The 24667-nt window shown below is 75.7% G+C and carries 26 protein-coding genes; 11 read left to right on the top strand and 15 right to left on the bottom strand.

Annotated elements, in window-relative coordinates; all coding sequences use genetic code 11:
• Positions 1-24 precede the first annotated feature (24 nt).
• The 4 genes from ACWIX6_RS01665 to mftA all read right to left on the bottom strand — a co-directional run bounded on the left by ACWIX6_RS01665 (position 25) and on the right by mftA (position 3761).
• Positions 25-1989, bottom strand: coding sequence for a mycofactocin system FadH/OYE family oxidoreductase 1 (locus ACWIX6_RS01665; RefSeq protein WP_448615108.1), 1965 nt, complete (start codon positions 1987-1989; stop codon positions 25-27).
• 4 nt (positions 1990-1993) lie between these two features.
• Positions 1994-3226 (bottom strand): mycofactocin radical SAM maturase, encoded by a 1233-nt coding sequence (gene mftC, locus ACWIX6_RS01660; protein ID WP_448615107.1) that lies wholly within the window; start codon positions 3224-3226, stop codon positions 1994-1996.
• On the bottom strand, positions 3226-3558 hold the full coding sequence (gene mftB / locus ACWIX6_RS01655; protein WP_448617025.1) for a mycofactocin biosynthesis chaperone MftB: 333 nt from the start codon (positions 3556-3558) through the stop codon (positions 3226-3228). The genes mftC and mftB overlap by 1 nt, the downstream gene beginning before the upstream one ends.
• An 83-nt stretch (positions 3559-3641) precedes the next feature.
• Positions 3642-3761 carry a mycofactocin precursor MftA gene (mftA, locus tag ACWIX6_RS01650; protein WP_448615106.1) on the bottom strand — a complete coding sequence of 40 codons (120 nt, stop codon included), beginning with the start codon at positions 3759-3761 and terminating at the stop codon, positions 3642-3644.
• Between the two features lie 130 nt (positions 3762-3891).
• On the opposite strand from mftA, the gene mftR reads away from it, so the two are divergent.
• Both mftR and ACWIX6_RS01640 read left to right on the top strand, forming a co-directional pair.
• Complete coding sequence (gene mftR, locus ACWIX6_RS01645; protein ID WP_448615105.1) at positions 3892-4500, top strand: mycofactocin system transcriptional regulator; 609 nt, start codon at positions 3892-3894, stop codon at positions 4498-4500.
• A gap of 68 nt (positions 4501-4568) precedes the next feature.
• Positions 4569-5309 (top strand): GGDEF domain-containing protein, encoded by a 741-nt coding sequence (locus tag ACWIX6_RS01640; RefSeq protein WP_448615104.1) that lies wholly within the window; start codon positions 4569-4571, stop codon positions 5307-5309.
• Between the two features lie 46 nt (positions 5310-5355).
• Here ACWIX6_RS01640 and ACWIX6_RS01635 read toward each other — a convergent pair whose 3' ends face one another.
• Together ACWIX6_RS01635 and ACWIX6_RS01630 are read right to left on the bottom strand one after the other, a co-directional pair.
• Positions 5356-5898, bottom strand: a complete 543-nt coding sequence (locus ACWIX6_RS01635) for a hypothetical protein (protein ID WP_448615103.1) — start codon at positions 5896-5898, stop codon at positions 5356-5358.
• Between the two features lie 151 nt (positions 5899-6049).
• Entirely contained in the window at positions 6050-6268 is a 219-nt protein-coding gene (locus tag ACWIX6_RS01630; protein WP_448615102.1) for a hypothetical protein, read from the bottom strand.
• Positions 6269-6474: 206 nt separating this feature from the next.
• Between ACWIX6_RS01630 and mdo the strand changes: the two genes are divergently transcribed.
• The 3 genes from mdo to ACWIX6_RS01615 all read left to right on the top strand — a co-directional run bounded on the left by mdo (position 6475) and on the right by ACWIX6_RS01615 (position 10656).
• Complete coding sequence (gene mdo / locus ACWIX6_RS01625; protein ID WP_448615101.1) at positions 6475-7767, top strand: NDMA-dependent methanol dehydrogenase; 1293 nt, start codon at positions 6475-6477, stop codon at positions 7765-7767.
• A gap of 83 nt (positions 7768-7850) precedes the next feature.
• Positions 7851-9143 carry an AAA family ATPase gene (locus ACWIX6_RS01620; protein WP_448615100.1) on the top strand — a complete coding sequence of 431 codons (1293 nt, stop codon included), beginning with the start codon at positions 7851-7853 and terminating at the stop codon, positions 9141-9143.
• A 1-nt stretch (position 9144) separates the two neighbouring features.
• Positions 9145-10656 (top strand): VWA domain-containing protein, encoded by a 1512-nt coding sequence (locus ACWIX6_RS01615; RefSeq protein WP_448615099.1) that lies wholly within the window; start codon positions 9145-9147, stop codon positions 10654-10656.
• Here the strand turns inward: ACWIX6_RS01615 and ACWIX6_RS01610 are convergent.
• Positions 10634-11065 carry a DUF1761 domain-containing protein gene (locus tag ACWIX6_RS01610; RefSeq protein WP_448615098.1) on the bottom strand — a complete coding sequence of 144 codons (432 nt, stop codon included), beginning with the start codon at positions 11063-11065 and terminating at the stop codon, positions 10634-10636. The two genes, ACWIX6_RS01615 and ACWIX6_RS01610, sit on opposite strands and share 23 nt — an antisense overlap.
• On the bottom strand, positions 11062-11349 hold the full coding sequence (locus tag ACWIX6_RS01605) for a DUF1905 domain-containing protein (protein WP_448615097.1): 288 nt from the start codon (positions 11347-11349) through the stop codon (positions 11062-11064). Before ACWIX6_RS01605 ends, ACWIX6_RS01610 begins: the two co-directional genes overlap by 4 nt.
• Positions 11350-11473: 124 nt before the next feature.
• Here ACWIX6_RS01605 and ACWIX6_RS01600 point away from each other — a divergent pair, with 124 nt between their 5' ends.
• The gene (locus ACWIX6_RS01600) at positions 11474-12145 is read left to right on the top strand and encodes a winged helix-turn-helix transcriptional regulator (protein WP_448615096.1); all 672 of its coding nucleotides are present in this window, start codon (positions 11474-11476) and stop codon (positions 12143-12145) included.
• A gap of 78 nt (positions 12146-12223) precedes the next feature.
• Here ACWIX6_RS01600 and ACWIX6_RS01595 read toward each other — a convergent pair whose 3' ends face one another.
• From ACWIX6_RS01595 to ACWIX6_RS01570, 6 genes are all read right to left on the bottom strand, one after another.
• The gene (locus ACWIX6_RS01595) at positions 12224-12979 is read right to left on the bottom strand and encodes an SDR family oxidoreductase (protein WP_448615095.1); all 756 of its coding nucleotides are present in this window, start codon (positions 12977-12979) and stop codon (positions 12224-12226) included.
• 76 nt (positions 12980-13055) lie between these two features.
• Positions 13056-13703 (bottom strand): MadR family response regulator transcription factor, encoded by a 648-nt coding sequence (locus ACWIX6_RS01590; RefSeq protein ID WP_448615094.1) that lies wholly within the window; start codon positions 13701-13703, stop codon positions 13056-13058.
• Positions 13696-15027 (bottom strand): GAF domain-containing sensor histidine kinase, encoded by a 1332-nt coding sequence (locus ACWIX6_RS01585; protein ID WP_448615093.1) that lies wholly within the window; start codon positions 15025-15027, stop codon positions 13696-13698. Before ACWIX6_RS01585 ends, ACWIX6_RS01590 begins: the two co-directional genes overlap by 8 nt.
• Entirely contained in the window at positions 15027-16259 is a 1233-nt protein-coding gene (locus ACWIX6_RS01580) for an iron-containing alcohol dehydrogenase (protein WP_448615092.1), read from the bottom strand. Before ACWIX6_RS01580 ends, ACWIX6_RS01585 begins: the two co-directional genes overlap by 1 nt.
• A 147-nt stretch (positions 16260-16406) precedes the next feature.
• Positions 16407-17651 (bottom strand): cysteine desulfurase-like protein, encoded by a 1245-nt coding sequence (locus tag ACWIX6_RS01575; protein ID WP_448615091.1) that lies wholly within the window; start codon positions 17649-17651, stop codon positions 16407-16409.
• A complete protein-coding gene (locus tag ACWIX6_RS01570) occupies positions 17648-19165 on the bottom strand; it encodes a bifunctional 3-(3-hydroxy-phenyl)propionate/3-hydroxycinnamic acid hydroxylase (protein WP_448615090.1) in 1518 nt (505 codons plus the stop codon). The genes ACWIX6_RS01575 and ACWIX6_RS01570 overlap by 4 nt, the downstream gene beginning before the upstream one ends.
• A 105-nt stretch (positions 19166-19270) precedes the next feature.
• On the opposite strand from ACWIX6_RS01570, the gene ACWIX6_RS01565 reads away from it, so the two are divergent.
• Positions 19271-20887, top strand: a complete 1617-nt coding sequence (locus tag ACWIX6_RS01565) for a diguanylate cyclase (RefSeq protein WP_448615089.1) — start codon at positions 19271-19273, stop codon at positions 20885-20887.
• A gap of 68 nt (positions 20888-20955) precedes the next feature.
• On the opposite strand, the gene ACWIX6_RS01560 is transcribed toward ACWIX6_RS01565, so the two are convergent.
• On the bottom strand, positions 20956-21153 hold the full coding sequence (locus tag ACWIX6_RS01560) for a hypothetical protein (protein WP_448617027.1): 198 nt from the start codon (positions 21151-21153) through the stop codon (positions 20956-20958).
• Here ACWIX6_RS01560 and ACWIX6_RS01555 point away from each other — a divergent pair.
• From ACWIX6_RS01555 to ACWIX6_RS01540, 4 genes are all read left to right on the top strand, one after another.
• Positions 21088-21297: a sigma factor gene (locus tag ACWIX6_RS01555; protein WP_448615088.1), complete on the top strand. Its 210-nt coding sequence runs from the start codon at positions 21088-21090 to the stop codon at positions 21295-21297. The two genes, ACWIX6_RS01560 and ACWIX6_RS01555, sit on opposite strands and share 66 nt — an antisense overlap.
• Positions 21294-22505: an NDMA-dependent alcohol dehydrogenase gene (locus ACWIX6_RS01550; protein WP_448615087.1), complete on the top strand. Its 1212-nt coding sequence runs from the start codon at positions 21294-21296 to the stop codon at positions 22503-22505. The genes ACWIX6_RS01555 and ACWIX6_RS01550 overlap by 4 nt, the downstream gene beginning before the upstream one ends.
• Positions 22506-22643: 138 nt before the next feature.
• Positions 22644-23582, top strand: coding sequence for an AAA family ATPase (locus tag ACWIX6_RS01545; RefSeq protein ID WP_448615086.1), 939 nt, complete (start codon positions 22644-22646; stop codon positions 23580-23582).
• A gap of 401 nt (positions 23583-23983) precedes the next feature.
• Entirely contained in the window at positions 23984-24646 is a 663-nt protein-coding gene (locus ACWIX6_RS01540; RefSeq protein WP_448615085.1) for a vWA domain-containing protein, read from the top strand.
• Positions 24647-24667 lie beyond the last annotated feature (21 nt).

Genomic DNA, 24667 nt, shown 5'->3' with positions numbered 1-24667 from the left:
GGGAGTCCAGCGCGGGGAGCAGGGTCAGGCAGGCACCGGGCACCGGTCCACCCCCGTCCCGGCGTGCAGCGCCAGCGCCGCGCGGCGGCCCTCGAGCACGGCCTCGAGCACGGTGCGCGGGGCGACGGCGTCGCCGGCGCGGACGACCGGGACGCCGTCCGGGAGCCGGGCCGGCGTCCCGCCGGGCAGCCGGTGGCCGCAGTCGACGACGACCGTGCACGCGACCTCCCGCGGCCGGCCGGTGACCCGGTCGGCCAGCACCGCCCGGCCGCCGCCCACCGCCCGGAGCACCGTGGTCGTCTCCCGCTGCACGCCGGCCCGCTGCAGCCGGACGTTGGCCGGGGCGAGGTCCCCGGTACGGGCCAGCCGGGCGCCGACGACCCGGTCGGGGGTCACGATCGTGACCGGCCGGCCGGCCGCGGCCAGCAGCTCGGCCACCCCGACGCCGAGCGACCCGCCGACCGGGTCGTGCACCAGCACCGGACCGGGCGGCAGGCCCTCCGGTCCGCCCCCGGTCAGCAGCTCCTCGGCGCTGCACACCCGGACGCCGTCCCCGGCCTCGAAGCCGCGGTGCCCGGGGCCGCCGCCGGTGGCCAGCACGACGGCGTCCGCACCGGCGGGCTCCGCCGCTCCCGCCCCGGCCGCCTCGAACCGCACCCCCAGCCGGGTGCACTCGGCGACCAGCCAGTCGGCGAACGCCGCGAACCGCGCTCGGCCGGGCACGGCGGCGACCACCGCAAGCAGCCCACCGGGCCGCGGCCCGCGGTGCACCACCCGCACCGCGTGACCGTGCGCGGCCAGCACCCGAGCGGCCTCCAGCCCGGCCGGGCCGGCGCCGAGCACCAGCACCTCCCGCCCCTCCCCGGCGACGTCGTCGCGCGCGCCGGGGTCCGGGTCCTCCGTCTCGTGGCCGCTGCGGGGGTCGACGACGCAGCTCACCAGCGGGTTGCGGACGTCGCGGACCTGGCACGCCTGGTTGCACAGCACGCAGGGCCGCACCCGGGACGGCGTGCCGGCGCGGACCCGGGCGACCAGGCCGGCGTCGGCGATCTGCGCCCGGGTCATCTCCACCGCGTCCGCCGTCCCGTCGTCCAGCGCCTGCTGTGCCTGCGCCGGGTCGACCACCGAGCCCTGCAGGACCACGGCGGCCCGTCCCCGCGCCGCGGCCCGCATCGCGCCGGCCAGCCCCCGGTTGAACCCCGCCGGGGTGTGTCCGTCGGGCCGGTACGCGGCGGCGGCCAGGCCGCTGCCCCGGACGACGGTGAGCAGGTCCACGACGCCGGCCAGCTCGGCGACGTGCCCGGCGGCCTCGCCCGGGGTGATGCCGGCCCAGGGGGCGAGCTCGTCGCAGGACAGCCGCAGGGCGAGCACCAGGTCGGTGCCGAGCTCGGCGCGCACGGCCTCCAGCACCTCCCGGAGCAGCCGCAGCCGGTCGGTGCCGTGGGCGTCGGTGCGGGTGTTGGTCAGGCCGGAGAGGAACTGGCGCAACAGCGCGCCGGGCCCGGCGTCGACCTCCACGCCGTCGACGCCGGCGGTGACCGCGGTGCGGGTGGCGGCGGCGAAGCCGCTCACCAGCGCGGTCAGCTCGGCGTCCTCCATCTCCATCGGCACCTCGCGGACGGCGACGTCGGGCACCCGGGACGGCGCCCACAGCGCGGCCTGCGACCAGGCGCTGGAACCCTGGGCGCCGGTGTGCCCCAGTCCGGCCAGCACCAGCGCGCCGGCCGGCCGGCAGGCCGCGACGGTGGCCGCCCAGCCGGGACCGCAGTCCGCGGCGAGCGGCGCTCGCTCGTAGGGCCAGTCCGACCCGTGCACCGACGCGGTCTCGGTGACCACGACCCCCGCCCCGCCCGCGGCACGCCGCGCGTAGTACGCGACGTGCCGGGACGAGAACTCCCGCCGGTGCCCGAGGTTCGTCTCGTGCGGGCCGAAGACCACCCGGGAGGGCGCCGTCCGGCCGGCGAGGGGGAGGGGATCGGTCAGCCGCACCGGCCTACCCGAGGCCCGTCCCGGCCAGCGGCGACTCGTCACAGATCTTGGCGGGGACGGCCGGCATGCCCAGCAGCGTCGGCTGACCCCGCACCGGACCGGTGTGCGAGTGGTCGATGTGGCTGCGGGGCGTGACCAGCTCCAGGTCACGGGCGGCCAGCGCGGTCTCGCCGTAGCCCTGCACGCATTCCGGGTCGGGTCCGTCCAGCGGCAGGCCGGTGAAGAACTTCGCGGCCATGCACCCGCCACGGCAGGCGTCGAAGTGGGCGCACTTCGTGCACGCGCCGCCGGTCTGCGGGCTGCGCAGCTCCTGGAAGAGGTCCGAGGACTGCCAGACCCGCTGGAAGCCGCCCTCGCCGCGGACGTTGCCGGCGAGGAACTGCTCGTGGATGGCGAAGGGGCAGGCGTAGACGTCGCCGACCGGGTCGATCAGGCACACCACCCGCCCGGCGCCGCACAGGTTCAGGCCGGGCAGGGCCTCACCGAAGGCGGACAGGTGGAAGAACGAGTCGCCGGTGAGCACGCCCTCGCCGTTGGCCAGCAGCCAGGAGTACAGGTCCTTCTGCTGGGCCTGGGTGGGGTGCAGCTGGTCCCAGACGTCGGCCCCGCGGCCCGACGGCCGCAGTCGGGTGATCCGCAGCTGCGCCCCGTAGGAGTCGGTGAGCTCCTTGAACGCGTCGAGCTGCCCGGCGTTCTCCCGGGTGACGACGACGGAGACCTTGAAGTCCTTCATCCCGGCCTCGGCCAGGTTGGACAGGGCCCGGGTGGCCGTGGCGAAGGAGCCGGCGCCGCGGACGGCGTCGTTGACCTCGGCGGTGGCGCCGTCCAGGGAGATCTGCACGTCGACGTAGTCGGTGCGGGCCAGCTGCTCGGCGCGGCGCCTGTCCAGCTTGACGCCGTTGGTGGAGAACTTGACCCCCACGTCGTGGCCGATGGCGTAGTCCAGCAGGTGCCAGAAGTCCGGCCGCACGGTGGGCTCGCCGCCGCCGACGTTGACGTAGAACACCTGCATCCGCTGCAGCTCGTCGATGACCGCCTCGGCCTCGGCGGTGGACAGCTCCCGGGGGTCGCGCCGTCCCGAGGAGGACAGGCAGTGCACGCACGCCAGGTTGCAGGCGTAGGTGAGCTCCCAGGTCAGGCAGATCGGGGCGTCCAGGCCGTACTCGAACTGGTCGATCAGCCGCCCCCCCGTGGGACGCGGCGGGGTGACGGGGCGAGACGGCAGGACGGCGGTCATCAGTGAGCCTCCGGGTCGGCCTCGTCGCAGGGGCCCGCGGCGAGCGTGCGAGCCGTGGGGGGCGACGAGGTCCTTCTTTCGATCATCTGGGAGCGGGCGAGGTCGGCCAGCGCCTTGACGTAGGCCGCGTGCTGGGACTCGGGCACGCCGCAGGCGACGAGCGTGGCGAGCGCGCTGGGGTGGTCGGCGAGGGTCTCGACCACCCGTACCAGCGTCTTGGACTTCAGGAAGGACAGCTTGCGGTTGCCGAAGTGGTAGACCAGCGCGCCGAAGGGCTCCGGGCGCAGCGCCACCGACCGAGAACGCTGCCAGGGCAGCTCCGGGTCGAACACCGGTCCGGCAGGGGCAGGGGCACCGGGGTCCGCGGCGGGCAGGGTGCCGACCGCCGTGGACCCCGGGCCCGACGGGGCGTCGATCAGTACACCCCGCACATGCCGTCGATGGAGACCTCCTCCACCAGGGACTCCTCCACGAGGGCCTCCTCGGCGGGTGCGGCGGCCTGGGCCTGGCTGTCGTCCTGCGTCGTCTCGGGCATCTGACCTCCGGGTGAGCTGCGTCACGGTCGCGACGGGGAGGACGTTAGTGACACCGAGTGCCACCGGCAAGCGGCGCGACCTGCTCCGTGTCCGGGCCCCGCCGGGCCGGCGGAGGGGGATCATGAGCGGGTGACCGCCGTGCTCGACGACCCCCGGGAGCACACCCGCGCCCGGATCGAGCAGGCCGCCCTGGACCTGTTCAGCCGCCTGCGCTTCGAGAACGTGACCACCGACGAGGTCGCGGACGCGGCCGGGATCAGCCGGCGCACGTTCTTCCGCTACTTCGCCACCAAGGCCGACGCGGTCTGGGGCGACTTCGGCGCCCACGTCGACCGGCTGGCCGGGCTGCTCGCCGACACCGCCGACGACCAGCCGGTGCTGGCGTCGATCTGCGCGGCCTACGTCGAGGTGAACGACTACAGCGCCGCGGACCTCCCGATGCTGCGCCAGCGGCTGCGGCTCATCCTCACCGAGCCGGCTCTGCAGGCGCACTCGCAGGTCCGCTACAACGAGGTGGACCGGGTGGTGGCCGAGCACGTCGCCCGCCGCACCGGGCTGGCGCCGGACGCGCTGGTCCCCCGGCTGGTCGCCACCGGCACCCGGGCGGCGGCCACGACGGCGTTCGAGGTGTGGCTGTCCGACGGGCGGCTGCCGCTGGCGCGGGCGCTGCACGATGCGTTCGACGAGCTGGCCGGCGGCTTCCCCACCCTGCGCGGCGGCGCCTCCGGCCGGGGCTGACCTCACCCGTCCGGGTCGCCGCCTCGCCCGGGGCGCTCCGGCCCGCCGGCAGGGGGCCGATGGGAGGGGTGAGCACCTCCCTCCGCCGTCGAACGGACGGTCCTGCCCCGGCCGCGCCCGGGGACGGCCACCCGGAGCTGCCGGCCGAGCTCGCCGACCGGGCGCGGAGCTCCGCGCTGCTGCTGACCGCGCTTGCGGCGTCGGTGCTGCTGGCCTGGACCGGCTTCGACCACGCCCTCGAGCCGGACCTCGCCCCGACGTTCCTCGCCGTGCGCCTCGCGTCGTCGGTCCTGATGCTGGTGCTGCTGTGGCTGCTCGCCGCCCGGCCGACCGGGCTGGCCAACCGCCGCCGGTGGGACGCCGGCCTGGCCGCGGCGTGCGCCGCGACCGGCTCCGAGGGCGAGCCGCTCTCGGTGGTGCTCATCGACGTCGACCACTTCAAGCAGGTCAACGACCGGCTCGGCCACGCCGCCGGGGACGCCCTGCTGCGCGACCTGACCGCGCTGCTGCGCGACCGCGTGCGGGCCGGTGACCTGGCCGCCCGGATCGGCGGCGACGAGCTGGCCGTGCTGCTCCCGGGTGCTGACGTGGACCGGGCGGTGCAGCTGGCCGAGGAACTCCGCGCCGGGGCGCAGCTGCTCTGGCCCCAGGGCTTCGACCGGCCGGGGGTCAGCGTGTCGCTGGGCGTGGCGTCCTCGACCGGCTCCGGGAGCGACCCCGACGCGCTGCTGGCCGCGGCCGACGCCCAGCTGTACCTGGCGAAGGGCACCCGCAACGCCGTCCGGGCACCGGCCCTGCCCGCGGGGTGACCCGGGGGCGGGGCCGGCGCCCGGCCGGCTCAGCTGGAGCGGGTGGTCAGCTCTTCTGCGCGATGCCGCGGGCGACCTCGGAGGGGCGCTGCTGCTCACCGGCGTAGGAGGTGACGACCACCAGGGCGCCGGTCAGGGCCGGCACGACCCACTGCAGGCTGTCCAGCTGCTGCTGGGCGGCGGCGATGTCCGCGCGGGCCCGCTTCGAGGGCTTGGTCCCGCGCTTGGACGGCGTCGCGCCACCCTGCGAGACGCGCTGGCCGAGGACCCGGCTGTAGGCGGTCACGCCCAGGGCGGCCGCGGTGAGCACGGTCTTCAGCGTCGACATGGCGGCGACGCCCTGCTGCTCGGCGAGCCGGCGCTTGTTCGCACCGAGCTGGCCGACGGCGCCGACGAGGTGGGCGCCGATGGCGGCGGCGTTGACCGGCGTCCAGCGGTCCCAGCCGGCGTTGGCGACCGCGCCGGTGGCCGACGCGCTGCCGGCCTCGGCGGCCGCGGCGTTGAGGGCGACGGCGTTGGCGAGGGTCCCGCCGAACCAGGCCGCGAGGCCGAGGTCGTGCAGGGACCGGGACAGGGTGTTCGTGGCCATGACGTGCTCCTGTGGTGTGTGGGGGACGACGGTCCCGAGGGGGTGTGGCGGGCCGGTGGCCCACCGTCGGTGCGGCCCTACCCACTTTCGTCGCGGGCACCCGTACGGGTGCCGGTCAGCGGGTCGGGGTCGTGCGTGGGGGGAGGCGCTCTCAGCGGCCGAGCAGGCCGCCCAGTCCGCCGCCCAGGGCCCCGCCGCCACCGGTGACCATCTTGATCAGGTCCGCCGGCTCCAGGCCGAGCTTCGCCAGCAGGCCGGCGTCCTGGTCGGTGTCGACCTGGCCGGGGAGCTCCTGGTCGGCCTGCTCGGCCTTGCCGTGGTCACCCTGGGAGCGGAGCAGTTCGAGGATCTGGTCCTTGGGGATCTGCATGACCGACCCCTACCCACCGGTCACCGATCAACCCCTCGGGCACCGGTCCGGCGTGTCCCTGTCCGGTCGGGCAGGGACACCTGCCCGGGCGGTCGTACCTGCCCCGCCGGACGGCCGGTTGCCGTCCCGCACCCCTGCCGCGCCGGGGACCCGCGGCCCTAGCGTCCCCGGCGACGCCCCAGCCGCAGCCAGGAAGGACAACGTCCATGCAGGTCGAAGAGCTGCTCAAGCCGTTCCCCATCAAGGAGTTCCACCCGTTCCCCCGGGCCATGATGGGCCCCGGCGCGCACGAGCTGATCGGCCCGGAGGCACTGAAGCTGGGCTTCAAGAAGACCCTGATCATGACCTCGGGCCTGCGGGGCACGAACATCGTGGACAAGATCGCCGAGTCGATGCGCTACCACGGCCTGGACGTGGTGGTCTACGACAAGGTGGAGAGCAACCCCAAGGACTACAACGTCATGGACGCCGTGACGATGTACCAGGAGAACGCCTGCGACAGCTTCGTCTCCATCGGCGGCGGCTCCAGCCACGACGCCTGCAAGGGCGCCCGCATCTCGGTCGCGCACGACGGCCGGAGCGTCAACGAGTTCGAGGGCTTCAACCAGTCGGAGAACCCCAAGAACCCGCCGCACATCGCCGTCTCCACCACCGCCGGCACCGGCTCGGAGACGTCCTGGGCCTACGTCATCACCGACACGACGACCGACCCGGCGAACCCGCACAAGTACGTGGCCTTCGACGACAACTGTCTGGCCACCCTGGCGATCGACGACCCGGTGCTCTACTTCGACTGCCCGGTCGACTACACCGCGCAGTGCGGGTTCGACGTCCTGGCGCACGCCAGCGAGCCGTACGTGTCCCGGCTGGACTTCCCCCCGTCGCTGGGCAACGCCCTCTACGCGGTGAAGATGACCGCCGAGCACCTGCGCCAGGCCGTCTGGAACGGGCAGGACCTGGCCGGCCGGCAGGGGATGATGTACGCGCAGTACATCGCCGCGCAGGCGTTCAACTCCGGCGGGCTGGGGATCATCCACTCCATCAGCCACGCGGTGTCGGCGTTCTACGACACCCACCACGGGCTGAACAACGCCATCGCGCTCCCCCGGGTGTGGGCGTTCAACATGCCCACCCAGTACAAGCGGTTCGCCGACATCGCCGGGGCGATGGGCGTGGACACCCACGGGATGACCGACGTGCAGGCCGCGGACGCCGCGCTGGCGGCGGCGATCCGGCTGCTGCGCGACGTCGGCATCCCGGAGCGCTTCGTCGACGTCACCCAGGACAGCTACTCCAAGAACCGGCTCGGCCAGGGCCCGACCAAGTTCTACGAGGGCGCCTCGGTCATCACCGGCGACGACAAGGACGTCGACCGGATCACCCACCACGTCCTGGGCGACGCCTGCACCCCGGGCAACCCCAAGGAGTGCACCTTCGAAACGGTCCGCCCGGTCGTGCAGCACTGCATGACCGGCGACCTGGACGACCTGCTCGGCTGAGGGGCAGTCGGCCGACAGCGGGCGGGGTGGCCTCTCGGGCCACCCCGCCCACCCCCTCCCGAGCACCCGGAGCCCCTCGCGTCATGACCGCGACCGACGTCCCGACCGCCGCCGTCCCCACCCCCGCTCCCGCCGATCCCCGCCCGCCCGACTTCGACGGCCCCGACGCCGTTGCGGCCGCGTTCGCCGCCCACGGCTACGTCACCGACCGACGGCTGGCGACGACGACCTTCGTGATGTCCCGGCTGGCCAAGCCGCTGTTGCTCGAGGGGCCGGCCGGGGTCGGGAAGACCGAGCTGGCCAAGACCCTCGCCGCGGCCACCGGCCGCCGGCTCCTCCGGCTGCAGTGCTACGAGGGGCAGGACGAGACCAAGGCGCTGTACGAGTGGGACTACGGCAAGCAGCTGCTCTACACCCAGATCCTGCGGGACAAGGCCGCCGAGCTGCTGGAGGACACCGACACGCTGGCCGACGCCGTCGACCGGATCGCCGGCGCGGACAGCGCGTTCTTCAACGAGCGCTTCCTCGCCGCGCGTCCGCTGCTGGAGGCCGTCCGGTCACCGGAGCCGGTGGTGCTGCTGATCGACGAGGTGGACCGGGCCGACGAGGCGCTGGAGGCGGTGCTGCTGGAGATGCTGGCCGAGTACCAGGTCTCGGTGCCCGAGATCGGCACCTTCGTCGCCCGGCACGCCCCCTACGTCGTCCTGACCTCGAACAACACCCGTGACCTGTCGGCGGCGCTCAAGCGGCGGTGCCTGCACCTGTTCCTGGAGTACCCCGACGCCGACCGCGAACTGGAGATCCTCCGGTCCAAGCGGACCGGGCTGGACGACGCCGCGGCGCAACGGCTGGTGCAGATCGTCCGCGGGCTGCGCGGGCTGGACCTGCGCAAGGCCCCGAGCATCTCCGAGACCATCGACTGGGCGCGCACTCTGGCCGTGCTGGGGGTCAGCGACCTGGACGCCGAGGTGCTGTCGGACACGGTGTCCGTCGTGGCCAAGTACGAGCGCGACGTGCAGCGCTCCCGCGAGGCGCTCCCCCGGCTGGTCGACCCCAACGCGACCGTGCCCCAGCCCGGTCACGGGCACGACCACGGGCACGACCACGGCGCCCACTCGCACGGCGGGCACACCCACAGCGGGCACAGCCACGACTCCGACTCGCCGGTCAGGGCGGGCGGCGCGGCCGGGGACCCCGACGACGAGGGCCGGCGGGCGCGGGCGGCCAAGGACCGGCCCGGCCGGCACGACGACTCCTACGGCGCCCGCGGCGGCCCGGCCGACGCGCCGGCCGTCCCGCGCGGCGTCGGCAGCGGGCAGGGAGCCCGGTCGTTCGCGCCCAAGCGCGGCGGCAGCGCCCGGCGCCGACCGGTCTGACATGGAGGGGGCGCTGCACCGGTTCGTCCGGCTGCTCCGGCTGCGCGGGATGCGGGTGTCCACCGCCGAGGCGGTGGACGCGTTCGCGGCGGCGGCCGCCGTGGGGCTGGCCGACCGGGCCGCCCTGGAGGCCGCGCTGGGCGCCGCGCTGCTCAAGGACCGGCGGGACGCGGAGGTCTTCGCCGACACCTTCGCCCGGTTCTTCACCCTGCGCCCGGTGCTCGAGGACGTCGACGAGCACGGGCACAGCCACGACGACCTGGCCGACACCGGCGAGCTGACCCGGATGACCTGGTCGTCGGAGCCGGACGCCGAGGTGCAGGAGGGGCACAGCCACGGCAAGCCGGTGGACATCAAGGACTTCTTCCGGCCCGAGGACCTGGCCACCCAGTACAACCTGCACCAGGAGGCCAACCGGATCGACCTGGCCTCGCTGACCGAGCAGATCGTGCTGTCCTCGGAGAGCAACGCCGGCGACCCCGCGGACGCGCAGCGGGTGCAGCTGGAGGTCGAGCGGCTGCACGACCCGGGGATCCCGGGCGAGCTGATCCGCGGCGGGGGCACCCAGCTCGACGCCCAGCTGTCGGTGGCCCAGCAGCAGGCGCTGCGGGACTGGCTCGCCGACCCGACCGGCGACCTGGACCCCGAGGTCGCCGAGCTGCTGCGCCGGCAGCTCGCCGGGGTGATCGAGGACCTGCCCGAGCTGCTGGCCGCGCACCTGCAGAAGCTCGCGGAGATAACCGAGCTGGCCGTCGAGGAGCGCGAGCTGGCCCGGGCGCCGGTGGAGAAGGTGACCGAGGCCGAGCGGGCCCGGATCGAGGAGTCGCTGCGCCGGCTGGCCGGCTCCCTGCACGGCGGGCTGACCCACAAGAAGCGGCAGTCCCCGCGCGGGCGCATCGACGTGGGCCGCACCATGCGGCGCAACATGCGCTACGACGGCGTCCCGTTCCGTCCCGTGACGACCCGGCTGGCCGAGGACAAGCCCCGGCTGGTCGTGGTGGCCGACGTCAGCCTGTCGGTCCGGGCGACGGCGCGGTTCACACTGCACGTCGTCCACGCCCTGCAGGACCTGTTCGCCCAGGTGCGCACGTTCGCCTTCGTCGACGACGTCGTGGAGATCACCGACCTCTTCGACGAGCACCCGCTGGAGCACGCGCTGGGCCTGGTGTTCGGCGGGGACGTGATCGACGTGGACGCGAGCAGCGACTACGGGACGGCGTTCGCCACACTGGCCGCCGACCACTCCGGGGCGTTCACCCGCCGCTCGACGCTGCTGGTCCTCGGCGACGGCCGGGGCAACGGCAACGCGCCCCGCCTCGACGTCTTCGCCGACCTCACCCGGCGGGTCCGGGAGACCATCTGGCTGACCCCCGAGCCGCGCTACTCCTGGGCGCTGGGCGGCTGCGACCTGCCGGCCTACGCCGAGAGCTGCAACCGGGTCGAGGTGATCCGCGACCACTCGGGACTGGACAGCTGGGCCACCGACGTCGTCACCCGCGCCGCCTCCCGCTGAGCCGCCGACCCCGACCCCGACCCCGGCCGACGATCACCGAGACGAGCAGGAGCTTGGCCAGCCAGTCGCCGGCGTGGACGGCGGCGAGCTGCCAGGGGACCTTCTCGTGCACCACGGATCCGGTCAGCAGGACCGCAGGGAAGGCGGCCCACAGCCCCAGGCCCAGCCGTGCCGCCGCGGTGGCGTCCGACGCGTCGGTGCGGTCGGCCAGCACCGAGACCGCGGTCGCGACCACGGCGCTCCGGGCGAGCTCGACCGGCGGGACCCAGGGCGGCACGGTGACGTCGGGGCCGTAGGCCGAGCTGTGCCGGGCCAACTGGTCCCCCAGGGTGGTGTACCAGGCCGTGCTGAACAGCACGCTCGCGCCGGCCGCCAGGCCGACCCTCCGCAGGCTCACCGCGGCGGTCACGACGCGTCCGCGGCGCGGGAGTCGAGCCGCTCGAGCAGGTGGACGGCCACGGTGGCGCCGGCCTCCTTGCCGATCGCGCGGCGCAGCGGCCCGGCGACGGGCAGCTTGTGGGTGCCGTCGCCCAGGGCCATGAACGAGCTGCGGAAGGGGACCCCGTCGACGGTCCCCCGCACCTCGACCCGCCCCCGGGTGCCGAAGAACTCAGCGGAACCGGGCATCACGACGTAGGTCCAGCCGCCCTTGGCCGGGCTCTTCTGCAGCGGGGCGGTGAAGGTCAGGTCCACGGCTTCCTCCTGGGGGATGCAGTCGTCGGGCCGGTCGCCCGCCGGAGTGAGACGGTACTCACACTCGCTGCGGATCAGCAAGTGATCACTTGTTAAGAACAAGCAGAGCGTCCACCATGGGTCCATGGCCACGACCCGGAGCTACTCCGACGCCTGCGGCATGGCGCACGCGCTGGACCTGGTGGGCGAGCGGTGGGCGCTGCACGTCGTGCGCGAGCTGATGCTCGGACCCAAGCGGTACAGCGACCTGAAGGCCGACCTCCCCGGCATCAGCACCAACGTGCTGTCCGACCGGCTGGCCGAGCTGGAGCGCACCGGGCTGGTCCGCCGACGGACGCTGCCACCGCCCGCGGCGTCCCGCGTCTACGAGCTCACGCCCTACGGCGCGGACCTCGAGCCGATCATCACCGCGCTCGGCCGCTGGGCCGCGCGCTCCCCCGGGCACCGTCCGGACCTGCCGCTCAGCGCGACGGCGTTCGTGCTGTCGCTGCGCACCAACGCCGACCCGGACCGCACCGCCGGCTCGGCCGGCTCCTGGGCGCTGCGGGTCGGCGACCTCGAGCTGCACGCGCGGGTCGTGGACGGCACGTTCACCGTGGAACCCGGCAGCGCACCCTCGCCGGACGCCTGCCTCGCCGGCACCCCGGAGGCGCTGGCGGCCCTGGTGTACGGCGGCCGGCCGCTCGCCGACGCGGTGTCCACCGGCGAGGTGACGGTCACCGGCGACCTCGCGGCCGCCGAGCGCTTCCTGGGCCTGTTCACCCTGCCGGAGAAGGTCGCGCCCGCCCGGGAGTGACCTCCCTCGCCGGCGGGTCACCACGACAGCAGGGACGGCGAGGACCGATGGGTCGTGCCCCGCCGCGACCGGGTCCGCTCAGGGCCAGCCCCGCTCCAGCAGCGGGGTCACGGTGACCTCGTTGAGCACGACGTCCAGCGGTGCGGCGGCGATCCACGCGATCAGCCGGGCCACCTGCTCGGGCGCCAGCGCGTCGGCCGGCACGGTCGGTGTCGCGCCGTCCCGCCGATCCTCGGGTGACCAGACACCCCAGCTGGTGTCCATCGCCCCGGGGTAGAGCACGCAGGCGCGGATGCGGTGCGGCTTCCCCTCGGCCGCGAGCGCCTGGGTCAGGCCGGTCAGCCCGGACTTGGCCGCGCAGTAGGCCGCGGCGTTCGCCCATCTCCGCCGGCCGGCCACCGAGGAGACGTTGACGACCGTCCCGCCACCGCGGCCGACCATGTCCGGCCAGACGGCCCTGGCCAGCAGGAACGACGCCCGCAGGTTGACGTCGAGTACCCGGTCCCAGTCGTCGACGGCCAGCCCGGCGACCGGACCGGGGACGTCGGTTCCGGCGGCGTTGACCAGCACGTCGACGCCGCCGAGCTCGCCGTGCACCTGGTCGACGGCGCGCTCGACCGCCTCGGCGTCGGCGAGGTCGACGGCCGGTGCGCTGGCCCGCACGCCGAGTGCCCGCAGCTGCTCGGCGGTGTCCGCCAGCTCGGCTGCGCCCCGGGCCAGCACGGCGACGTCCGCGCCCGCCGCGGCCAGCGCCAGGGCACTCGCCCGTCCCAGCCCGCTGCTGCCCCCGGTGACCAGCGCGGTCCTGCCGCGCAGCTCCCCCGACCCGGCCATCCCCGTCCCCCGTCCCGTCGGCCCTCGTCCGGGGTCCCGTCCTGAGCTCGCGGAGGGCGGGGAGGAGGGGGGTCCTTCATATGAGGCCCAGTTTCGAGCCGGCGTACACCGCCTCGGCGCGGCGGGACACCGACAGCTTGCGCATGAGGTTGCCGACGTGGAACTTGGCCGTGGTCGCCGAGATGTACAGCTCCCGGCCGATCGCCTCGTTGCTCAGCCCGCGGGCCAGCAAGGTCAGCACCTCGCGCTCCCGGGTGGTCAGGTCACCGGTCGCCGGGGCGGCCGCCGGCGCGTGCAGGGTGCGGACCACCATCGCGGCGCTGTGGCTGTCGAAGGCGCTCTCCCCCCGGCGCACCGCCCGGATGGCGGCCACCAGCGCGACGGCGTCCACGTCCTTGAGCACGTAGCCGCGGGCACCGTGCCGGATGGCCTCCAGCACCAGCCCCTCGTCCAGGAACGTGGTCACCACCAGCACCCCGGGCGCCGGGGAGCGGGCGGTGAGCTGCCCGCACAGCGCCAGCCCGGCGACGTCGGACCCCGCGGACAGCTTGAGGTCCAGCAGCACGATGTGCGGGCGGGCCGCCGCCACCAGGTCCAGCGCCTCGGCCGCCGTCGCCGCCTCGCCGACGACCTCGACGTCCGGCTCGCGCTCCAGGATCGAGCGCAGCCCCTGCCGGACGATGGCGTGGTCGTCGACGATGACCAGCCGGATCTGCTCAGTCATCGGTCGCCTCCTGCGGCAGCCGGACCTCGACCCGGACGCCGCCCATCCGCGCCCGGGTGAACCGCAGGGTCGCCCCCAGCTGCGCGCAGCGCGAGGCGATGTTGCCCAGACCGCGGTGGTAGCCGTCGTCCCGCCGGCCCGAGGCGCGCAGCGCCCGGCGCAGCGTGTCCGGGTCACCGGTGCCGTCGTCGGCCACCGACAGCCGCACCTCGGCCGGGCGGTAGGCCAGCCGCACCGTGCACCGGGTGGCGCCGGCGTGCCGCGCGGTGTTGAACAGGCACTCCGAGGCGATCCGGAACAGCGCGTTCTCCACCGGGAACGCCAGCGCGCGCGGCCGGCCCTCCACCCGGACGGCGACCGCCAGCCCGGGCACCGGGTGCACGTCCGGCAGCCGGCCGAGCAGCTCCGGCAGCCCCTGCCCGGGCTCGCCGTGCCCGTCGGAGGACAGCGCGTGGATGGCGACCCGCAGCCGCTCGACGGCCTGCCGGGTGAGCCCCTTGGCGTGGCCGAGACGCTCGTGGACGTCCGGGTGGTGGGCCACCTCGGTGCGGCACCACTCGATCGTCATGCCGGCGGAGAGCACGTGCTGGGCGACGCTGTCGTGCAGCTCGCGGGCGATCCGGTGCCGCTCGGCGTCGACGGCCTCGCGCTGTGCGGCGTCGTCCAGCCGCTGCTCGGCCTCGGCCAGCTGCCGGTGCCGGTCGGCGAGCTCGCTCGCCCGTTGCTGGGCCTGCGCGTACAGCTGTTCGGTGCGCCGCCGCAGCTCCTCGGAGCCGGCCAGCAGGTGGTCGGACAGCAGCGCCACCGCCGACTGGTTCCCCACGATCCGGAGGATGGCCAGGTCGGCGGCGGTGGCGGTGCGGCGGGGACCGCCGCAGGCGACCAGCACGCCGACCGGTTCGCCGTCGACGACCAGCGGGACGACGACGGCGCCCTCCGCGGTCTGCCACGGCTCCACCGCGCGGCTGGCCAGTGCCTCGAGCACCGGCCGGCGCACCACCTCGGGCAGCGCGGACGGCTCCCCCACCGGCCGGCCCGCCGGGCCCCGCCCGACCAGCCGCGGCCGGGCCAGCGGCAGGTCGTCGGCGCCCAGGGCGAGCACCACCCACGGTGACCCCAGGTGCTCGGCGGTGGCGTCGACGACCGCGCGGCACAGCGCGGCGGCGCCCTGGCCGGTCGCCGACAGCACGCCGGCGATGTGCTCCAGGGACCCGAGTGCCCGCTGCAGGTTGTCCGCGGTGTGCCGGTACTCGGCGTACCAGCTGGGCTTGGACGAGCGCAGCCCGGTGAGCTCGGGGATGCCCGGTGCGGGCGGGGCCCCCATCAGAGGGCGGCGCGGAACAGCGCGGCCACGTCCGCCTCACCGGCGTCCCGCGGGTTGGTGGACAGGCACGCGTCGCCCAGCGTGGTCACCGCCAGCGTGTCGACGTCGGCGTCGGTGACGCCGAGCTCGCCCAGCCCGGCGGGGCAGCCGAGGTCGGCGGCCAGCCGGCGGACGGCGTCGGCGGCCTGCTCCGCGACGGCCTCGGGCGGCAGCCCGGTCACGTCCAGGCCCATCGCCCGGGCGATCGGGGTGAACCGGTCCGCCGCGTCCCGGGCGTTGAAGCGGATGACGTGCGGCAGCAGCACGCCGTTGACCACGCCGTGCGGCAGGTCGAGCAGGCCCCCGACCTGGTGGCTCATCGCGTGGGTCGCCCCGAGGATCGCATTGGTGAACGCCAGCCCGGCCTCCAGGCTCGCCTGCGCCATGCCCATGCGGGCGTCGACGTCGTCGGGGTCGGTGAGGGTGCGGCGCAGCCAGCGGCAGATCAGCTCGATGGCGTGCAGCGCGTGCACGTCGGTGAGCGGCCCGGCCGCCCGGGACACGTAGGCCTCCACCCCGTGGGTGAGCGCGTCCAGCCCGGTGGCGGCGGCGAGGTCCGGGGGCATGGTGGTCAGCAGCCGCGGGTCGGTGAGCGAGATGTCGGGGACCAGCGCCCGGCCGATCAGCGTCGCCTTGAGCCGGCGGGTGGTGTCGGTGATGACGGCGAACTGCGAGACGTCGGCGCCAGTGCCGGCCGTGGTGGGGCACATGACGGTGGGCGGGATGGCCACCGAGACCCGGTCCACGCCCTCGTAGTCGAGGATCTGCCCGCCGTTGCTGGCCACCACGGCGATCGCCTTGGCCGCGTCGATGACCGATCCGCCGCCCAGGCCGACGACCACGTCGCAGCCGCTCTCCAGGTAGCGGCGCGCGCCGGCGTCCACCTCGTGGTCCTTGGGGTTGGGCGTCAGCTCCTGCCACACCGTGGGCAGCAGGCCGGCGTCGGTGAGGTGCCCGGCCAGCTCGGACCACCAGCCGGCCTCCACCAGGCCGGCGTCGGTGACCACGAACGGCCGCCGGGCGCCCAGCCGGCGGGCGGCGAACCCGGCCTCGGACAGCGCGCCCCAGCCGAAGACCACCTCGGGGACCAGGTACTTGGTGAACGCGCCACGGGCCGACGCGGGCAGCGGGGCCCGCCCGGCCACCGGGCGGGCCGGGCCGGCGACATCGGGGTACGCCGGGGCGGGGGTCATGGCCGGGTACCGGTGGCGCGGCGAGGGGTCACGGTGGTGCCTCCGGGTGCTCGGACGGCGTCGTCCGAGCCTAGCCCGAGGAGTGACCTCCGCCACACCATCCGGTGGGGCGCGATCGACCGCAGCCGTGTCCCCGCCCACCGGTCGTCAGCCGGCGGTGAACTCCGCCAGGCCGGCGAGCAGCCGGTCGACGTCCTCGTCGTCGTTGTACGGCGCCAGCCCGACCCGCAGGCCGCCGGTGTCCCCGAGCCCGAGCCACCGGGAGGCCTCCAGCGCGTAGAACGACCCCGCCGGGGCGTTGACCCCGCGGCCGGCCAGGAACCGGTGCGCGTCGCCGGCGTCCCGCCCCTCGAAGGTGAGCAGCAGGGTGGGCGTGCGGCGCTTCGCGCGGGACCACACCGTGACGCCGGGCAGGTCCCGGACGCCGTCCTCGATCCGCACCCGCAGCCGGTCCTCGTGCTCCTCCAGCGCCGTCATCGCCGAGGTCAGCCGGGTGCGCCGGTCGTCCCCGGAGCCCAGGCCCGCCAGGAAGTCCACCGCCGCGGTGGTGCCGGCGAGCAGCTCGTAGGGCAGCGTGCCCAGCTCGAACCGCTCCGGGACGGCGTCGGTCGAGGGCAGCAGCTTGTCCGGGTGCAGGGTTGCCAGCAGCTCGGGCGCCGCGACCAGGCAGCCGCAGTGCGGGCCGAGGAACTTGTACGGCGAGCAGGCGTAGAGGTCCGCTCCCAGCTCGGCCACGTCGACCGGGGCGTGCGCGGTCAGGTGCACACCGTCCACCCAGGTCAGCGCGCCGGAGTCGTGGGCCAGGGCGGTGATCGCCGGCAGGTCGGGGCGGGTGCCGATCAGGTTGGAGGCGCCGGTGACGGCGACCAGCCGGGTCCGCTCGGACAGCAGCGCGCCGACCACCTCGGGGGCCAGCTCGCCGGTCGCCGGGTCGAACTCCGCCCAGCGCACCGTCGCCCCCCGCGCGGCCGCGGCCTGGACCCAGGGCCGCACGTTGGCGTCGTGGTCCAGCCGGGTCACCACGACCTCGTCGCCGGGCCCCCACCCCGCCGAGAGCACCCGGGAGAGCTCGTAGGTCAGCGACGTGGCGCTGCGTCCGAACACCACCCCGCCCGGGTCGCCGGCCACCAGGTCGGCCACCGCGGCCCGGGCGGCCAGCACCACGTCGTCGGCGTTGCGCTCGGCCTGGGTGACCCGTCCGCGGTTGGCCATCGGCGAGGTCAGGGTGGCCGCGACGGCCTGGGCCACCACGTCGGGCACCTGGGTCCCGCCGGGGCCGTCGAAGTGGGCGGCTCCCGCCGACAGCGCCGGGAAGTGCGCGCGGACGGCGGCGACGTCGAAGTCCATCTGGTCCTCCCGGTCGGGCTGGGTCGGTGCTGCTGCGTCGATCATGGAGTGCCGGTCGCGCCGCGGCGCCACCGGGCGGGGTGTCGCTGCCGCAGCGCCATGATCGGCACCAGGAGGCCCCACGGCCCCGGCGGGGAGACCGCCGCCACGATCCGGTCCGGCCGGACCAGCACCGCCCGGCCGCGCAGCCACCGCGCCAGCTCCGGGCTGTCCAGCTGACCGGGGCCGGGGCCGACCTGCAGCACCCGCGGATCCGGTGCGTCGGGCAGCTCGGGTGCCGGCGCGCCGGCGGTGAGCACCGCCCAGCCGGCACCCAGGACGTCGTCCAGCCGGACCGGGACGCCGCCGCGGCGCACCGTCGGCTGCGGCACCAGGCCGCCGACCGGGGAGCCCGGCGCGACCCGGCAGCGACGGACCAGCCGGCCCGGGCGCAGCGGCGGGGTCCGGCTGGTCAGCGCGAAGTCCGACACCCCGGGCAGCCCGCGCACGGCGGCGAGCACCCCCCGCCGGAGCACCCCTGCCCAGGCTCCGCCGCCGGTCATCAGCCGGCCCACCAGCACGGCCAGCCGGACCAGCGCCCGGGCGTGCGGGGCCCGCTCGGCCTGGTGGGTGTCCAGCAGGGCGTCGTCCGCCCCGGCCAGCACCGCGGCGAGCTTCCACGCCACCTGGTGGGCGTCCCGGAGTCCCAGGCCCAGCCCCTGCCCGATGAACGGCGGGGTGAGGTGCGCGGCGTCCCCGCACAGCAGCACCCGGCCGGCCCGCCAGCGGTCGGCCACCTGCGCCGCGTACCGGTACTCGGCGGTGCGGACCACTTCCGCGCCCGCCGCCCCGAGGCCGGCCAGCAGCGCCGGCAGGTCCAGGCCGGCCGCGGACTCCTCCTCGGCGAGCCGGAACTCGGCCCGGTACCGGTCACCGGCCACCGGCATCAACGTGGCCGGGCGCCCCGGGTCGCAGACCTGGACGACGCCGGGCCACAGGTCCAGCGGGACGGCGGACACCAGGTCGACCACCAGCCAGCGCTCGGCCGGACCGAGGTCGAGCATCCGCGCCCCGATCAGCCGCCGCACCGTGCTGTTCGCGCCGTCGCAGCCGAGCACCGCGTCGGCGACCAGCACCTCCTCCGCCCCGGTGGCCCGGTCGCGGACCGTGAGCCGGACCGGTCCGTCCGGGTCGACGCCGACGACCTCCACCCCGCCCCGCAGGGTGGCCCGGGGCTCGGCCGCCAGGCCCGCACGCAGCAGCGCCTCCAGGTCGGGCTGGGTGAACATCGAGGCCTGCGGCCAGCCGTGCACCCCCGGACCGCGGCGGAACTCGACGAGCACCCGGCCGTCGCCGTCCAGCAGGCGCAGCCCGGCCATCGGGCGGCTGACCGCGGCGAAGGCGTCGGCGACGCCGGCGTCCTGCAGCACGCGCAGGCTCTCGTCGTCCAGGTGCACTGCCCGGGGCCGGGGATAGGGGGCGGAGTGCCGGTCCAGCACGAGGACGTCGACGCCCCGGCGGGCCAGCAGCAGCGCCGCCGTCACACCGACCGGCCCGGCTCCCACGACCACCACCGTCACGGGGGCGAGTGTGCCCGCCGGCCGGCGGGACCTCCCGGCTCACCCGGGCGGGTGAGCGGCTCCGGCTCGGCTCAACACGACGGCCCCGTGGTCGTTGACGCAGGTGTGGCGGAGACGGAGGTCCTGGGCGCGGAGTACACCAGCGACGTGCCGACCCGGCCCCGCCGCGGGGCGCTGCTGGCCGAGCTGACCCGGGAGGTCGCCGAGCTGGAGACGCTGCCCCGCTTCGACCGGGACGGCGCCGGCGAGCGCGCGCTGCGGGCACTGGCGGTCGCCCAGCAGCTGGGGCTCCCCGAGCTGGCGCTGCGCGCCCAGCTGGTCCGGGCCGAGGTGCTGCAGCGCCGCGGGGACCTCGCGCAGGGCGGCCGGCTCGCGCAGGAGGTGCTGCGCTGGGCCACCGAGCACGACTGCCGCCACCTGGTCGCCCGTGCCCACTACGTGCTGCAGGCCGTCTTCATGGACCTCGGCGACCTGTCCCGTGCGCTGGAGCACGCGGTGCGCGCCGTGGACCTGCTGGACCCCGACGCCCCGGCCCCGCTGCGGATCGACCACCTGCTCCGGCTGGCGGACAGCCTGGCGGTCAACGGCGACGCGGCGGCGCGGGACCGCTATCCCGAGGTGCTGCGGCTCGCCGAGGAGCTGGGCGACGTCGACCGTCAGCTCGTCGCGCTGAACAACCGGGCCTACTCCGAGGTGGTGGCCGGCGACTTCGCCACCTCCCTGGTCTTCTGCACGCGGATGCAGGCGCTCGCCGCCGAGCACGGCCGGACCCTGCACGTCGGCCGGCTGGACACCGTCGCCCGGGCGCTGATCGGGCTGGGCCGGCTGCGGGAGGCCGAGGAGGTGCTGCGCCCCGGGCTGCAGCCCGAGCTGCTGGAGGCCTCGCCCGACGGTGACCGGGGAGCGGACTCGCTGCTCACCCTGGCCGAGGTGGAACGGCGGCTCGGCCGGCTCGCCGAGGCCCAGGCAGCCCTGGACGCGTGCGTGCGCACCTGCGAGGAGCTGGGCCTGGGGACCATCCGGGTCCACGCCCGCCGCGAGCAGGCCGAGCTGCACGCCGCCGCCGGGGACCACCGCGCGGCCTTCGAGGAGCAGAAGGTCTACACCGCCGAGGTGCTGCAGCTGCAGTCCGACCAGCGCACCGCCCGCGCCCAGGCGCTGCAGGCGATGTACGAGACGAGCGAGGCCCGCCGGCAGACCCGCCGCTACCGGGAGCTGTCCGTCCGCGACCCCCTGACCGGGCTGTACAACCGGCGCTTCGTGGACGAGGAGCTGCCCCGGCTGCTGCGCGCCGGCACCGCGGCCGCCGTCCCGCTGACCCTCGCGCTGCTGGACCTCGACCACTTCAAGCAGGTCAACGACGCCTGCTCGCACGACGTCGGCGACCAGGTGCTGCGGATCGTCGCCGGACTGCTCGAGGCCGCGGTGTCCAGCCGCGGCGACGGCTCGTTCGCCGCGCGGATGGGCGGCGAGGAGTTCCTGCTCGTGTTGGTCGGCGACGACCCCGCCGAGGCCGTCGGCCGGCTGGAGGCGGTGCGCGAGTCCGTGCGGTCCCACTCCTGGTCGGAGCTGACCGGGTCGCTGCCGGTCACCCTCAGCATCGGGGCGACCGCCGGCGCCGAGCTGCCCGGTCCGGACCCGGCGCTGCTGCTCGGCCGCGCCGACGCCCGGCTCTACCAGGCCAAGCGGCGGGGCCGCGACCGGGTGGTCAGCGGGGACTGACCCGGACGCGGGCGGGGACTCGCCCGGACGAGTGGTTTGACTGCGCACAACCGGATGGGGCCCTACCGTCAGCCCATGCCGAGCCCGAGCAGACCCGCGGACCCGTCGTCGTCCCGGGACGCCGCCGCCGCCTCCGTCCCCGTCCCGGTGAGGAGCTGTACGACCGCTACCGCCGCCCGGCCGCCGCGCTGGCCCGCCGGGTGCTGGCCGACGAGGACCTGGTCGAGGACGTGCTCCAGGAGGTGTTCCTCAGCGTGTGGCGGCACCCCGGCGCCTTCGACCCCGCCCGGGGCCGTGCGGCAGCTGCGCCGGGACCTGCACCGGCTGGCGCCTCCCCGCTGAGCCGGGGGGCACGCGGGCAGCGTTGCACCGGAGAGGCCGAACGTTGCACGGGTCTTCTGCCGGTGTGACACGTGCCATAGCGTGGCGGGCGACTGCGCTCTCCGCGCACGCCACCGAGGCCCTCGACGTCGAGGGCGAGGAGGAGGTCCCTGTGCCCGTCAACACCCGCGGCGCGATCCTGCGTCAGGCCCCTGGTCAGTGGGAGGTCGTCGACCTCGTCGTCGACGACCCGCAGCCCGGCGAGCTCCTGGTCAAGCTGGCCGCCTCCGGGCTGTGCCACTCCGACGACCACATCGCCACCGGTGACATGACCGTCGGCAAGTACCCCTTCCTGGGCGGTCACGAGGGGGCCGGCGTCGTCATGGCCGTCGGACCGGGCGTGAAGGACTTCGAGGAGGGCGATCACGTCGTCTTCTCGTTCCTGCCCGGCTGCGGCCGGTGCCGCTACTGCGCCAACGGCCAGCAGTACATCTGCGACTCCGGCGCCAACCTGCTCATCGGCTCGCGGTGGGACGACGCGACGAGCTTCCGAGTCAAGACCTCCGACGGCGAGGACGTCGGGCAGATGTGCGGGCTGGGCACCTTCGCCGAGATCACCACGGTGGACGTCCGCTCGACCGTGAAGATCGACAAGAGCATCCCGCTCGAGGTCGCCTGCCTCGTCGGGTGCGGCGTGGGCACGGGGTGGGGCACCGCGGTCCAGGCCGGTGAGGTCCGGGCCGGCGACACCGTCATCGTGATGGGCATCGGCGGCATCGGCATCAACGCCGTGCAGGGCGCGAAGAACGCCGGCGCCAGCCACGTCATCGCCGTCGACCCGATCCCGTTCAAGCGGGAGAAGGCGATGGAGCTCGGCGCCACCCACGCCTTCGAGAGCATCGACGAGGCGGCCGACTTCGCGCGCAGCGTGACCAACGGGCAGGGCGCGGACAAGGCGCTGGTCACCGTGGGGATCCTGAAGGGCGAGCACGTCGCCCAGGCGTTCGAGGCGATCGGCAAGGGTGGGCGGGTCGTCGTCACCGGCCTCGGTGACCTCACCGACGTGGGCATCCCGATCAACCCCAGCATGCTGGCGCTGTTCACCAAGGAGATCCGCGGCGCCCTGTTCGGTGACCAGAACCCCAGCTCGGACATGCTGAAGATGCTGCGCCTCTACCAGGAGGGCACCATCAAGCTCGACGAGCTGATCACCAAGCGGTACAAGCTGGACGAGATCAACCAGGGCTACGACGACCTGCACGAGGGCAAGAACATCCGCGGCGTCATCGTCTACTGAAAAGGACCCCCTCGCCCCCCGCCGCTCGCGAGCTCGCAGCGGGGCCCTGCGAGGGGGCCGGTCCGGGGCGTCCTCTCCTGCCGGGGAGGGCGCCCCGGCGCTCGCTCGTCCCCGCACCGCACTGCAGCAGGGAGTCCCATGGAGAAGGACCACGTCGCCCCCCGGGACTCGCAGGCTCGCCCCGGGACCCTGCAACGGGGCCACGCCGGGCTGGACGCCGTGGGGATGGTCCGCACCGCACAGGAGCGGGTGGTCGCCCGGGTCCGCGAGGCGGAGGTGGTCGCCGCGGCGCTGTCCGCCGGCCGCAACGTCGTCCTGGAGGGCCCGCCGGGCACCGGCAAGACGACGCTGCTGCGCGCCCTCGCCGACGGCACCGGCGTCCCGCTGGTGCTGGTCGAGGGCAACGCCGAGCTCACCCCCACCCGGCTGGTCGGCCACCACGACGCCTCCCGGGTGCTCACCGAGGACTACCGGCCGGAGAACTTCGTGCCCGGCCCGCTCACCCGGGCCATGACCGAGGGCGCGCTGCTCTACGTCGAGGAGTTCAACCGGGTCCCCGAGGAGACGATGAACGTGCTGCTCGGCGTGCTGAGCGAGCGGGAGATGCACGTGCCCCGGTACGGCCGGGTGCCCGCCCGGCCGACGTTCCGGCTGGTCGCGGCCATGAACCCGTTCGACGCCGTGGGCACCGCCCGGATCACCCCGGCGCTGTACGACCGGTCCTGCCGGGTGGCGATGGGCTACCAGGACGAGGACGCCGAGCGGGCCGTGGTCAGCACCGCCACCGGCGGCCCGGCCGACCTGGTCGCGCACGCCGTCCGGGCGGTGCGGATCACCCGGGACCACGCGGAGCTGCGGATCGGCTCCTCGGTGCGGGGCGCCATCGACACCGTGCTCATCGCCGGCGAGCTGGCCGTCGTGCGCGGCCGGGACGAGGTGGACGCCGACGTCGGCGAGGACGCCGCGCTCGCCGCGCTGACCGGCAAGGTCACCCTCGCCGACGGTGCGGCGCGACCGGTCGAGCAGGTCGTGCTGGACATCTGGCGGCGGGCCGGTGAGGAGCTGGGAAAAGCCTGACGCCCGAGTCGGGCGACACCGACCCGGGCGACGGGTCCCCGCCGGACGCCGGGGGGCCGCCCCAGCCGCCGCCACCGGGCGGCGGGCTGGCCGAGCCGCCGGGCCGCCGCCCACAGCTCCGCCCCGCCGTCGAGGACGAGCAGGACGTCGAGCAGCTGCTGCGCGAGCAGCGGGCCCGCCGCGCCGGCCGGGACGAGCTGTCCCGCACGCACGCCGAGTTCCAGCAGGTCAGCCCGCAGGCCGGGGAGCTGGACGAGGAGGCGCTGGCCGACCTCGCCGGCCGGGACCCCGACGCCGCGCTCCGGCTGGTCACCGCTCTCGGCCGGGCGTTCGACCCCGCGCTGCGCACCGCCGCCCGGGCGCTGGCCGCCCGGCTGCCGGTCGGCCCGCCGCGGACCGGTGTGCCGGACCGGTCCGGCAGCCGCCGGGTGGTCACCCGGCGGGACCCCACCGGCTCCGACGTCGACCTGGACGCGACGCTGGCCGCCCGCGGCGCCGAGCCGCACTGGCGGGCCGAGCACCTGCACACCCGCAGCTGGCGGGCCACCGGGCGGGCCTGCGTGCTGCTGGTGGACGCGTCCGGCTCGGTGGCCGGCGACGAGCTCGCCGCGGCGGTGCTGACCGCGGCCGCCCTGGCGCAGCGGATGCGGCCGGGCGACGAGCTGGCCGTGGCGGCGTTCTGGTCCACCGCGGTGCTGCTGCAGCCGCTGTCCGCGCAGCCGCGGCCCGAGGTCGTCGTCGACCGGCTGTTCGACCTGGCCGGCGGGGGCACCACGGACCTGGACCTGGCGCTGCGCACCGCCGCGGGGCAGCTCGCCCGCACCCGCACCGCGGCCCGCGACGTCCTCCTGCTGTCCGACGGGATGCCCACCGACAGCCCCGACCCCCGTCCGGCCGCGGCCGCGCTGGCCCGGTCCGGGGCCCGGCTTCACGTGCTCAACCTGTCCGCGGACCCCGAGTCGGTGGCCAACTGCGCCGACCTCGCCGCGGCCGGCGGCGGCCGCAGCGCCCCGCTGCACTCCCCGTCGCAGGCGCCGGCGGCCGTCCGCACCCTGCTCGACTGACGGGGACGGCTCGGCCTCGGC

This window comes from Modestobacter sp. URMC 112 (assembly GCF_053502575.1).
This window is presented reverse-complemented; position numbering and strand designations above follow the sequence as displayed.